The organism is Verrucomicrobiia bacterium (assembly GCA_026414565.1).
GTDB lineage: Bacteria > Verrucomicrobiota > Verrucomicrobiia > Limisphaerales > Fontisphaeraceae > Fontisphaera.
The window spans coordinates 1-12,713 of the sequence record JAOAIT010000012.1 but is presented as its reverse complement, the minus strand read 5'-3'; the positions used below and the strand labels follow the sequence as shown (position 1 = coordinate 12,713).

At 63.4% G+C, this 12,713-nt stretch carries 7 protein-coding genes, 1 tRNA gene and 1 pseudogene; 3 read left to right on the top strand and 6 right to left on the bottom strand.

Annotation, left to right across the window (positions count from 1 at the left end):
• Nucleotides 1-6: 6 nt before the first annotated feature.
• The 3 genes and pseudogenes from N3J91_03175 to N3J91_03165 form a co-directional block, all read right to left on the bottom strand.
• Nucleotides 7-429 (bottom strand): annotated as a pseudogene (locus N3J91_03175) (low molecular weight protein arginine phosphatase).
• Between the two features lie 85 nt (nt 430-514).
• Nucleotides 515-1,504, bottom strand: coding sequence for a S41 family peptidase (locus tag N3J91_03170; GenBank protein MCX8155449.1), 990 nt, complete (start codon nt 1,502-1,504; stop codon nt 515-517).
• A gap of 82 nt (nt 1,505-1,586) precedes the next feature.
• Nucleotides 1,587-2,036, bottom strand: coding sequence for an arsenate reductase ArsC (locus tag N3J91_03165; protein ID MCX8155448.1), 450 nt, complete (start codon nt 2,034-2,036; stop codon nt 1,587-1,589).
• Between the two features lie 211 nt (nt 2,037-2,247).
• Here N3J91_03165 and N3J91_03160 point away from each other — a divergent pair, with 211 nt between their 5' ends.
• Nucleotides 2,248-3,399: a glycosyltransferase family 4 protein gene (locus N3J91_03160; protein MCX8155447.1), complete on the top strand. Its 1,152-nt coding sequence runs from the start codon at nt 2,248-2,250 to the stop codon at nt 3,397-3,399.
• Nucleotides 3,396-4,784 (top strand): hypothetical protein, encoded by a 1,389-nt coding sequence (locus tag N3J91_03155; protein MCX8155446.1) that lies wholly within the window; start codon nt 3,396-3,398, stop codon nt 4,782-4,784. The genes N3J91_03160 and N3J91_03155 overlap by 4 nt, the downstream gene beginning before the upstream one ends.
• Here the strand turns inward: N3J91_03155 and N3J91_03150 are convergent.
• Nucleotides 4,781-5,482, bottom strand: coding sequence for a class I SAM-dependent methyltransferase (locus N3J91_03150; protein MCX8155445.1), 702 nt, complete (start codon nt 5,480-5,482; stop codon nt 4,781-4,783). The two genes, N3J91_03155 and N3J91_03150, sit on opposite strands and share 4 nt — an antisense overlap.
• Nucleotides 5,483-5,485: 3 nt before the next feature.
• Entirely contained in the window at nt 5,486-6,331 is an 846-nt protein-coding gene (locus N3J91_03145; protein MCX8155444.1) for a class I SAM-dependent methyltransferase, read from the bottom strand.
• A 277-nt stretch (nt 6,332-6,608) separates the two neighbouring features.
• Here N3J91_03145 and N3J91_03140 point away from each other — a divergent pair, with 277 nt between their 5' ends.
• Nucleotides 6,609-12,215, top strand: a complete 5,607-nt coding sequence (locus N3J91_03140; GenBank protein ID MCX8155443.1) for an autotransporter-associated beta strand repeat-containing protein — start codon at nt 6,609-6,611, stop codon at nt 12,213-12,215.
• 13 nt (nt 12,216-12,228) lie between these two features.
• On the opposite strand, the gene N3J91_03135 is transcribed toward N3J91_03140, so the two are convergent.
• Nucleotides 12,229-12,316 (bottom strand) — tRNA-Leu (locus tag N3J91_03135).
• Nucleotides 12,317-12,713 lie beyond the last annotated feature (397 nt).

Below are 12,713 nucleotides of genomic sequence, written 5' to 3'. Positions count from 1 at the left end.
TCGGATTCCTTGTTCAATTTGCCGGCGGCATTCGACATAGACCTCGTAGGGCATGCCGATGGGGTCGGCGATGTCTTTTTGGTGGTTGGGCAGGGTGTCGTCAAATTCGCGCAAGAGGAAGGTTTTTTCGGCCGCGTGGGGGTACAGGAGGAGGATTTGTTCCACATGACTGCGGGTCATGCCGACGATGACATCGGCCTGCTCGACGAGGGCGGCGCTAATGGGCTGGCTGCGCTGGTGCGAGATGTCAATGCCGATGTCAGCCATGGCCCGGACGGCGTGGGCGCTGGGCATCTGGCCTTCGAGCGTGCCCAGGCCGCAGGAGAGTGCGCGGTACCCGCCTTTGTCGCGGGTCAGATGGCGCAGCAATCCTTCGGCCATGGGACTGCGGCAGATATTTCCGGTGCAGACAAACAGTACGGTTTTCATGCCGTCAACCAGCGGTCAAGTTGGTCAAGACAGGTGTTGGCGTCAATGGTAAAACCCGCCTTGGGGCGCCTGATGGGCAGGCTCCTCAGGAACCGCGGCCCATTTTGAGCAGATTCAAACCTTTAAGCAAGTCCAGTCCCCGGGCCAGAGCCGGGTCGCGCACCAGTTGGGCGGCGGGGTCCGGGCGGGTGGAGGGGCGGGGGCGGGCGGGGCTTTCGCCTTCGGAGCTTTCCCGTTTCATGCGGACGAGGTCGGCTTCGGTGAGGCGTGGGCGCGAGGCCGGGTCGCCGCCTCCCTCTCCCAGGCGGAAGGGGTTGTCGAGATAGGCGCGTTCTTCGCGTTCACTGACGGCGGCGAGGATGTCCGGGCGGACGCCGCCGGGTTTGAGGGGCTGGCCGTCGCCGAGGGTGACGGCGGCCACGGCCAGGCGGAGGAGCTGGCCGTTGGCGAGGGTGACTTCGCGATACTCGGCGGTGTCGCCGCTGGTGGGGGAGCCGATGAGGACGGCGGTGATTTGTTCGCGGAGGATGGCCGCCAGCACTTCGGGCGCGCCTTTGGTCTGGCCGTTGATGAGGACGACCAGCGGGCCGGGGTTCCCGGCGGGTTCGGGCGGGGCGGTGATTTTTTGGCCTTTCCATTCCATGAGGAGGCGGTTGCGGCCCACGAACCATTGGGCCAGGCGTCCGGCGGCGGCCAGGTCGCGTCCGGCGGCGAAGCGGAGGTCCAACACGAGGCCCTTGAGTTGATTGGAGGAGGTCAGTTCAGACAAAGCCCGGGTGATTTCGTCCACGGTTTCGCTTTCGAGACGGGTGAGGCGCAAATAACCATATTGGTCGTCGAAGATGCGGTGCTGGGCGACGGCGGGGGCATTGGTGTCCGCGGTGGCGGAGCGTGGGGCGCGGGGGGCGGCGTTGGTCACGAGCATGACCTGGTTGCTGAAGCGGCGCAAGATGCCGTCCACGGCGGCTTCGTCCAGCATCTCCGGGTTGACGCCCTCCAAATGTTTGAGCAGGACCTCCCGGAGTTCATTGAGGGAAGGCCCTGCGGCACCGGCAAGGCCGGCGGCCAACAGCATCCAACATGGCAAGATACGGCCAATCATCGGGCGCAAACCTAACGGCCCGCCGGTCTGACGACAACAGGAAAACGGCGCGGCGTCAGCGGCCGGCGTTGAGGCTCTCGGGGAGGGTTTCCACAAAGCGCCGGATTTCATCGCGGACCCGGCGGTACACGGCCAATTTTTCTTCGCCATCGGGCAGATGGCGGGTCAGGGAAGGCGGGTCTTCAAAGCCGACGTGGAGGACTTTGGTCTGGCCGGGGAAGCGGGGGCAGCTTTCGTGGGCGTGGCCGCAGACGGTGATCACAAAATCGAAGGTGACGCCGGTGAGTTCGGCGAGGGTTTTGGAATACTGGCGGGAGATGTCCACGCCGGCTTCGGCCATGACCTTGAGGGCGTGGGGGTTCATGCCGTGTTTTTCGATGCCGGCCGAATAGGGTTCAATGAGATGGCCTTTAAGCTGGCGGGTCCAGCCCTCGGCCATCTGGCTGCGGCAGGAGTTGCCGGTGCAGAGAAACAGCACTTTTAATTTGGATGATGCAGAATCCATAGAGCAAAAGTGGCACGTTTGGGGCAAATGACAAGCGGGCATTTGGCGGCCGGCTGCGCGGCGAGCCACTAATCCCTTGTCAGTGGAGGCGGGCGGAAATTAGTATGCGGCCACATGGGACTGGTGGCATGAGCGCCTCGGATTATCAGAGCGTGGCTCCGCGTGGGCCATGGGAGGCGGCAGGAAGGCGGATACCGGTGGCGGCCCGAGCATGAAGACGTTGCGGATAGCCATGATCATCCCGGACAACCGGGACGAGCGCCGGCAATATGAGCAGCCGGAGCCGCAGTTGGGCACGGCGCCGACGGCGCTGTTGATGGGATTGCGGGAGCGGGAGGAGGTGGAGGTGCATGTGCTGTCCATCACGCGGCGTCCGATGCGCGCGCCGGCGACGTTGTTTGGGCGGGTGCCTTTTCATCTGGTGCCGGCGGGGCGGCGGGCGGGATTGAGCGGGCTGTATGTGCCGGCGGTGCGGGCGTTGCGGCGGCGGATTGAGCAGTTGCAGCCGGACGTGGTGCATGGGCAGGGGACGGAGCGCTATTGTGGACTGGCCGCTGTTTACAGCGGGCGGCGGAATCTGATCACGTTGCATGGCAACATGCGCGCCATTGCGCGGTTGTATCGGCCGCGTCCGCTGAGCTACTTCTGGATAACGGCGAAACTGGAGGGCCTGGTGGTGCGGCGGACGGGAGGGGTGTTGTGTCTCAGCCGCCATTCGTTGCGGGAGGTGGAAGGTTTGGCGCGGCGGACGTGGTATTTACCCAATGCGGTGGATCCGGCTTTTTTTGCGGTGAAGCGCGAGCCTGAGCCGGTGCCGCTGGTGGTTTGTCCGGCGAACATCATTGCTTTGAAGAACCAGTTGCGTCTGATGGAGGCGCTGGCGCCGCTGGCCGGGCGGCTGCAGTTTCGGGTGGTGTTTGCGGGGCTGGGAGAGCCGCGGGATCCGTATTATCAGGAATTCCAGCGCACGGTGAAACAATTCTCCTGGTGCCAGCATGAGGGCTTCTGGAGCCGGGGGCAGTTGATGGAGAAACTGGCCCGGGCCACGCTGATGGTGCTGCCCAGTTTGGAGGACAACTGTCCGATGGCCCTGTTGGAGGCCATGGCTGCGGGCGTGCCGGTGGCGGCTGCGCGGGTGGGGGGCATTCCGGATTTGATCGAGGACGGCGTGAACGGGGTCTTGTTTGATCCGTTGAACACGCAGGACATGCGGGAGCGCCTGGAGCAGATGCTCGAGCAAGCGGCGTGGCGGGAGGGACTGGCGTCCGCCGGCCGGCAGCGGGTGCAGGAGCGGCACACGCCAGCGGTGGTGGCGGCCGGGCATGTGGAAATCTACCGGGAAATAGCCGGGGGTGGCGCATGAAATCGTGGTGGGCCCGCGGGCAGGAATTGTGGCGCCGGGTGCGCGGTTCAGCCGTGTTTTACGGGGTGCTGGCCACGGCGGTGCGGGCGGGGGCGCAATTTTTCCTGCTGCCCATTGTGCTGACGGTACTGCCGGAGAAGGAATTGGGCATTTGGTGGCTGTTTTTGTCGCTGGGCGCATTGGTGGTGCTGGCGGATTTTGGTTTTGGGCAGGCGTTGATGCGGGTGTACAGCTTTTTGTGGGCGGGGGTGGAGGATTTTGATGGCGAGGAGCTGCGTCCGCCGCCGGAGAAGGGGGAGCCCAATTATGCGCGTTTGCGGCAGGTGCATCTGGCGGCGGCGCGTTTTTATTTCTGGCTGGCGGTGGGGGCAATGACCGTGATTGGGCTGGTGGGGACGTTGTTGGTGGCCTCGCATATTGCGGCCACGGCACGGCCGGCATGGAATTGGGCGGCGTGGGTGACGTTTCTGGTCGCGACGGGGTACAACCTAGCGACTTCGTATTGGGGCATGGCGTGCCATGGGGTGAACCGGGTGCGGGAGTTTCAGGTGGCCACGTTGTGGAGCGGTCTGGTGTATTTTGTGCTGGCGGCGGGCCTGTTGCTGGCGGGGCAGGGGTTAATGGCGCTGGTGGTGGCCTCGGCGGTGCGGGCGTTTCTGGCGCGGCGATTGTGGCGGCGGGCGTATTTGGCGGCGGTGCCGCCGCCGGCGGAGCCGGTGGCGCCGGATCCGGCGCTGTTTGCGCGGTTGTGGCCCAATGCCCGGCGTTTTGGGGTGACTTTCATTGGCACTTATTTGCTGACCAACGGCAACATTCTCATTGGCAGCCAGATTTTGCCGGACCGGGAATTTGCGTCGCTGGGGCTGACGGTGCAGGTGGGATTCTTTTTGTTGGGGCTGGCGAATTTGTGGCTGAATGTCAAATGGCCGGAGATCACGATTTTGCGGACGCAGGGGCGGATGCGGGAATTGACGCGGTTGTTTGCGCGGCGGCTGGCGCTGACGGTGATGACGTTTGGGGGATTGGCCGTACTGGTATTGCTGGTGGGGAATGTGTTGCTGGAGTGGAAGGGCACGCAGACGCGGCTGCTGCCCGGGCCGATGCTGACGTTTTATTTTGCCAGTTTGCTTTTTCAAACCTTTTATGGCGCGTTTGGTTCGCTGACCTGCACGGCCAATGTGATGCCGTTCAATCGGGTGGCCTTAATGACGGGGCTGGGGGCCATGACGCTGAGCTTGTGTCTGGCGCCGCAGTGGGGTTTGTGGGGAATGTTGCTGGCCGTGCCGGCGGCGGAGCTGGCCGGCAATGCGTGGTTTTATTTACGCCAGGGGTTGCGGAGCCTGCCGTTTGCGCCGCGGGAGATTATTCGTCTGGCGTGCTCTTAAGGCCGGGGACGAAAGAGGCCGAGGACGGAGATGCCGTGGAAGGGGAAGAGCCGTTTGAAGGGGCCGGTTTCGAGCCGGATTTGCATTTTTTCGCCGAGGAGTTTGCCAGCCAGGGGGCTTAACAGGGGCAGGGCGGTGGCATCGAAGCCCCATTCGACCAGTTCCAGGCCGCAATGGCGTTGCGCCAGATTGAGGAAGTGGTAATGGTCCCAAGATTGGAGATGGCCTTCGTTGACGTAGTCCAGGCGGATGCGGCGGTGGAGCAGCCAGGTGAGGTGGCGCAAATTGGGGACGGCCAGAATCAAGTAGTGACGGGCGATGCGGCCCAGGCCGGACAGGACTAATTTGGGGTTGTCCACGTGTTCCAGCACGTGAAAACAGGCGACGATATCAAAAGAACGGGGGCCAAATTGCGGGAGGGGATCGCCGGGTTGCATGAGGCGGGCCGGGCCTTTTTCGGTTGCGAGCTGCACGCATTGGGGGTCCACGTCGGCGCCGGTGACCTGGTAACCGGCTGCGGCGGCGAGGGCGAGGAATTCACCCCGGCCGCAGCCGTAATCGAGAACGGTCTGGCCCTGGGGGGGGCAATGGCGGGCGAGCAACTCCAGGCCGACGCGTTTCCAATGATTTTCGTAGAAATGATGCCGGTTGCCGGCTTCATTGATTTGATAGGGCAGATGTTGGACGGGGGCGCTCACACCTCAGGAGGGAGAAGGGTTGCCGGGCAAAACTTTGCGCAGCTCATGGCCGGTGGTCCAGGCGAGGGTGGTGCCCGGCACGCGGTAGAGAGCCAGGCGGTTTTGCAAGGATTCCAGGTAGGCGGTCAGGGGGCCGAAACGGCCGCGTCCGCCGTAGTCGTGCCAGAAGACCAGGCCGTTGGGAGTGATCATGCGGGCCATTTTTTCGGTGTCATTGCGGACGTAGGGCAGGGCATGGGCGCCGTCAATGAAGCCGAGGTCCACGCGTGCGGCAAAGGGGGCGGGATCGAAGGCGAGCGAGTCACCGAGCAGTTGCTCGAAGCGCGCTTCCAGTCCGTGTTCGTACACATAGGCGGCCAGGCGGCGGCGCTGAATTAAATCGCGGTCGGAATCAATCATGGACTGGTCGGGGGGCGGGGCGGAGGGCGGCAGGTCGAGGCTGAACACGCGGGCCGCAGGGGGCGTGTTCATGAGGAAGACGGTGGTGGTGCGGCCGTTGAAGGTGCCGATTTCGAAGACGCAGCGCGGTTGGAGGAGGCGGGTGACGGCGGCCAGCAGGGCGAGTTCTCCCACGGAGGTGCCGCCGGCATCGGTGAGGCGGGGCGGCAGATGCACGCGCTCGATGACGGGGGCGGAGGGAGGGCGATTTTGCCACAAAAATTGGATGGGATCACGGGGCGGCAGCCCCCATCCCAGAAACTCCTCGCCGCGGCGGACATTTTCCGAAAGGCAGGCGCGGTAGAGGGCGGGTTTGCAGAGGCGGAGCAACAAAACGAAACCATTCAGTCCGGCGAGGGCAGCTCCGAGGCTGCGCCAGCGGGCGCGGAAATGGTTGGTGTTATCGCTCATGCCGGGCGGCACTGTAGCGCAGGCCTTTGGTTCTCACAACAGCGGAGAGGCAGGTGGTTTTGGGACAAGGTGAAAGAGATGCGCGGTTTTAGGTGGGTTGTGGCCTGGGGCACAAATGGTTTATTTAAAGGTTGACTTCCAAGAGCAGTAATTCCTATAATACAATCAGCCACAAAAATCACCATATCTTATCGGCCAGTTGGGATACTTGAGGCGAGGGCCAGCTTGTCATCCGGCAGGCCGAGCAAGAGCAAACCTTCAAACCTGCATCGGTTTTATGAAACCCTACAAACTTACCTCCTGGCATGGGAGCGTGACGGCCTGCTGGTGCGTGGTGGCGGCGGTGATGATAGTTGCTGCGCCGTTATCCCTGCCGGCGGCCTTGATTGCGTATTGGAATTTTGATGAGGGCAGCGGCACGTTGGCCCAGGATAGGTCGGGGGTGGCGAGTCCGCATGATGGGACGCTGGGCGCCAGCGCTGGGGCCACGCCGCCGCAGTGGATTGGGGGGCGTTTTGGTACGGCGCTTGATTTCAACCGGCTGAATGACAACGCGGGTTCGCTGGTGACGGTGCCGTTTCAGGCGGACTTGCGGCTGAATGACGCCTTTACGATCAGCTTCTGGTACCGGCCGGGGCCCAACATTGGGAGTTTTCCCGGGCCGATGCGGATTGGCTCCCAAAGCGCCACCAGCGGCTCCAACATTGGGTGGGGTTTTTTCCGGGCAAGATCGGGCAACCGCGTGACCTATAAACGAGGCAATGCACAGCCCAACATGTTTCCGCCGACCCTGGTGAATGGGACGTGGTATCATGTGGTGTTGCGGCACGACGGGGGGAATCAAAACATCGCGATCATCTTCGGCATGTCCACCAACAGCACCACGCAATCGTGGCTGGATGCCACGACGACGGCGGTCTTTGAGATGGGGCGGATGGATCAGTTTGATGATTGTGATCTGGATGATGTGGCGCTGTTTGACGAGGCCCTGCCGCTGGAGCGCATATACACGCTTAACAGCGTGCCGACGCAACTGGGGCTGGACTACAGCCTGGCCGAGGTGCGGGCGTTGTGGGCGATTTTTGATGGCGGGCCGGGGAGCGTAGGGACGGTGAAGGGGCGGCGGTGGGCGTACACGACGGACATTCCCGGCACGCCGGCGCCGGGGGAGGCGTTCATCAGCGGCAACAGGTTTTACGTGGTGTTAGGGCCGGGAGCAGGGTTGACCGCGCCCGCCACGTATTACGGGGATATCAGTCCGGCGGGGGTGGGGATGCCCGGCACGCTGACGTTTGGCGACACGCCGGACATCGCGCCTTCGGCCCGTTTTGTGTTTGATTTGGGGGCGGACGCGGCCCTTGGGCCGCATAATGATTTCATTGAGATTCAGGGGGACTTGAACGTGGCCAGCAATACGGTGGTGATCAACCCGCTGGCGGCGCTGGTGGCGGAGCCATATTGGCTGATGAAATATACGGGAGCGATGAACGGCCGGTTAAATCCCAATGTGGTGCACAACACGCGTTATGACATCAGTCTGGATGAAGGGGAGGGAGGCAAGATCAAACTGACGGTGAAAGGCACGAATGCCTGGCTGCAGTGGGCTTCCGACGCGATGGGGACGTGGGATTTGACGCGGACAACCTGGTCCAACCTGGTGACGCAGACGGCGGATGTGTTTCGGCAGGCTGACCGGGTGCGGTTTGACGATGCGCGGCCGGTGCTTAGTGACATTGTGATTGGCGAGCGGTTGTTTCCGGCGGCGATGGTGGTGGCGTCCAGCACGTCCAACTTCACGTTCACCGGCACCGGTTCCCTGGGGGGGATGAGTGAGGGGCTGACGAAATCGGGGACGGCGACGTTGACGTTGGGGACGGCGAACAACTTTCTGGGGCCGGTGGTGGTGGAGGAGGGGATGGTGAAAATTGCCAATCCTGCGGCGCTGGGATCCACGGTTGGGGGGACCATCGTCCGGTCCGGGGCGACGCTGGACCTGGGCGGTTACTCGCCGGGAGCCGAGCCGATCGCGGTGAGCGGGGCGGGGATCAACGGGATGGGGGCAATCATCAATTCCGGGGGCGCCTTAATCAACAACGGTTTGCTGGGGGTGGTAAGCCTGCAGGGGGACACGACGTTAGGTGGGACCAATCGTTTTGATCTGTTTGGCGGCTCGCTGGTGGGCAACGGGTATCGTTTGGTGAAGGTGGGGCCGGCGGAGATCGCGCTAGCGCATCTGGGGGAAACGGGATTGGGCGAGATTGAGGTGTTGGGGGGCCAGTTGACGGTGCTGGGGAATACGCGGTTGGGGAATCCCACGGAGCGGGTGCGGGTGGGGGCGGGGGCCACGCTGGCCTTTTGGGCGGTGGGGCCCAACCAGCTCAACAAGAGAATTCAGGTGGACAATGGCCGGCTGCTCAACGCGACTGCGCCGGCGGCGGATACCGCCCTGCTGACGGGGCCGGTGCGCTTGCGGGGCACGAATACGGTGGAGGGAGGCTCGAGCATCGCGATGTGGGGAGAGTTGGGCGGGGACGGGCGCTTGAACAAGAACGGGGCGGGGACGCTGGCGTTGATGTCGTCGGTGGTTTATCAGGGGACGTTTAACATCAATGCGGGCCGGCTGGTATTGGGGACGAACGTGACGTTGGGCGGTGTGAGCAATTTGATTTTGGCCAGCGGTGCGATATTGGATGTGAGCAGTGCGCGGGATCCGCAAGAATACGAAGTGCCGGCCGGGCAGACGCTGATGGGGCAGGGCCAGGTGCATGGTTCGGTGGTGGCGGTGGAGCGGGCGGTGGTGGCGCCCGGGATGAGCGCAGGCACTTTGATTATCACCAATCATTTGACATTGAGGGATGGGGCCACGGTGGTGTTTGAGCTGGGCGACTCGCCGGTGGAGGGGGGCGGCACGAATGATTTATTACAGGTGCTGGGTGATTTGACGGTGTCGGGCCCTGTGACCATTCGCATTGTGCCGATGGCGCCGCTGAATACGACGGAGTTTTATACCTTGATCAATTACAGCGGCCGGTTGAGGGGGTCACTGGCCGAGGTGGTGGTGGTTTCTGACAGCCGCTACAGTTTTTATCTGGATACCTCGGTGGCCGGGAAGATACGCGTGCTGGCCACGGCGGAGGGGGCAATATTGACGTGGCGCGGGGATCATCCGATGGCCCCGGGGGTGTGGGACTTGAACAAGACGCCGAATTGGGCGGGCGGGGAGCGGTTTTTGGCGGGGGACACTGTAGTCTTTGACAACTCCGGGGTGGTGACGACGGTGGAGCTGGTGGGGGACTTGTATCCGGCGCTGTGGCGGGTGGAGGAGGATTTCCGGGAATATGTGTTCAGGGGAGAGGGACGGGTGCGGGGTGGAGGTTTGACCAAGTCCCAGGCGGGGAGGATGGTGATTGCGAACACCGGGGTGAATGATTTTCCGGGGGCCATCACCCTGTTGGGGGGGACGTTGCAAGTGGGCAATGGCGGCACTTTTGGCAACTTGGGCCCCGGGCCGGTGGAGAATCAGGCGCGGTTGATTCTTGATCGGAGTGACGATGTGACGTGGGGCAATGTCATGACGGGGAGAGGCCAGTTTATCAAAGTTGGGACCAACACGCTGACGTTGGGGGCTTCCATGGCCGGCTTTGATGGGACCGTTGATGTGCAGGGTGGGCGGCTGCGGCCGACGGCGGCCGGTGCGTTGGGGACGGCGGTGGGCACGACCTACATAAGGGCCGGTGCCGCCTTGGAGATCAATGGGATCAATTTTGGGGCGGAGCCGTTGATCGTTGAGGGGGTGGGGCCGGATGGGCGGGGGGTGCTGGTGAACAGTGGTGGCGCACAAAACAATGCTTTGCAGTTTTTAACGCTGGCGGGCGATGCGACGGTGAATGCCATAGGCCGGTTTGACGTGCGGGCCAATCCGGATGCGGCGGTGATGGGCAATGGGTATGCGCTGACCAAGCTGGGGCCCAACCAGTTTTCGCTGGTGCAGGTGGGGGACGCGGCGCTGGGGAACATTCTGGTGTGGGAGGGGACGTTCTCGGTGGAGGGCAACACGTATCTGGGGAGCAACGGGGTGATGGTGGTGACCAACGGGGCGACGGTGATGTTCTGGGGCAGCTCGGTGGCGCAGGACAAGGCGTATGCGCTGGGGAATGGGGCGCGTTTGCTCAAGGACAACGGGACGGCGACGCTGCGTGGCCGCGGCTTTTTGTCCGGGGGCAACAGTGTGGAAGTGGCGAGCAACGCGGGGACGGATTTCACGCTGGCCGGACCGATCAGCGGTGAGGGTTCGTTGACCAAGCTGGGCGCGGGCAACCTGTTCCTGACGGGCAGCAACACTTACACGGGCGGGACGGTGGTGAGCGCGGGCAATTTGTTTTTGGGCAATGGCACGGAGGTGGGGAGCGTGGCGGGGGAGATGGTGGTCAATGCGTCGCTCTATTTCTGGCGTTCGGATGTGTTCACCCTGACCAACACCCTTCGCGGGGCGGGCGGGGTGTATGTGCGGACGCCGGGGGCGGGGGGCGCGATGATCCTGGACGGGAGCGCGCAAATGGAGATTGGCGGCAGCCTGGAGGTGGGACGGGATTATTATGGGAAATTGATCATCCGGGATGGCGCGCGGCCGGTGGTGGGCCGCATTAATGTGGGCAACATTGCGGGGACGGCGGGGGATGTGGTGCAGCAGGGCGGGGAGGTGATTGTTTCGCTGGAGATGCGGGTGGGGCACTGGCCCGACAACACCAGCACTTATGTGCTGGGCGGGGGCACGTTGAGCCTGACGAATGTGCCGGCGGGGGTGGTGAATCAGAATGCGGTGGCCGAGCAGAACGGCATATTGTACATCGGCATTGATGGGACAGGGGTGTTCACGCAGACGGGCGGGGCGGCCATGGCGCACGGGATGGTGCTGGATGGGCGCTGGGAGACGGCCGGGACGGACACGTTTAATTTGGAGGGAGGAGTATTCCGGCTGGGAGCTTCCGGTTTGAAGAGCGGGAATTTGGATAACAATACCAGTTATCAGATCAATCTGGGCGGGGGCACGCTGGGGGCGTGGCAAAGCTGGACGAGCGTGCTGGCGATGACGCTGACGGGGACCAACGGGGATGTGACGGTGGATACGGATACCCATACGGTGCAGCTCACAGGGTTGTTGTCCGGGCCGGGGGGCTTGAACAAGCGCGGTGCGGGCGTGCTGGAGCTGCGAGGCAATCACACCTACGGCGGCTTGACGCGGGTCTATGCGGGCACCTTGCGGGTGCAGGGGTCGCTGGCGGGGACGTTGAGGGTGCGCGAGGGGGCGGCGCTGGAATTGGGGCCGGGATGGGTGACGTGCTCGATTGGGCAAGACGCGAGATTATCGGGGCTGCTGGTCATGAAAATTGCCAAGAGCGGGTCAGTGCTGGCAAGTGACCGGCTGGTGATGGGCGGAGATTTAATATGCGGCGGGACGCTGCGGGTGGTGGCCAGCGGGGATGCGCTGGCGGATGGCGATACCTTTGATTTGTTTGATGCGGCAAGGATTCTATACACGTTTAATGAACTGGAGCTGCCGGCTTTGCCGGGAGGGTTGCGGTGGGATGTCAGCAACTTGTTGGTGGATGGCACGATACGGGTGACGCGCGCCCCGCCGGCCGGTCCTGTGTTTGCGGCGCCGGTGCGAGATCATGACAACCTGGTGCTGCGAGCCACGGGCGGGCAGCCGGGCTGGAGCTACGAGATTCTGGCCTCGGAGCGCATTACGCAGCCGGTGGCGGAGTGGGTGGTGGTGGCCTCGGGCCGGATTGGGGGGGACGGCACTATTACTGAGACAGTGCCCATTCACTTCCTGGTTCGGCAGTATTATTTCCTCATTCGCATGATGAGCGGAGGGGAGTAGCGGGGGCGAAGGCTGGTGCCGGTGGTGGGACTCGAACCCACACGACTTTTTACGGTCCCAGGATTTTAAGTCCTGTGCGTCTGCCATTTCGCCACACCGGCGCGGGAAAAGAACTCAGGCTGGGCGCACCTTACGGCAAAGGGGGGCGTCCGGCAAGCACGCAGCGCGAGGGCGGGCGGGCTGAGGGGAAATTGTTGGCAGCCGCAATGGGGAAGTGGGTGGGTGAAGACGTTGGACGTTGGGGACGGGCTGGGGAAGGGAGGCGGATCAGCGTCAGAGATTTTCCAAGCAGCGCCGGACTTTGAACGTCCACCGGCCTTCATGCCAACGGAAGTGGGATTACGGAGGCGGGTAGGGGGGTGGGGGCGGGTCTTCTGGCTGAGGTGGGAAGGGGGGGTGGGGCGGAGGGGGCGGAGGCTGAGGGAGGGTAAAATCTCCTTGGCCAGGCAAAGGGGCTGGGGGCGGGGGGGGCCAAGCGGGCGAAAGGGGCGTGGGGGG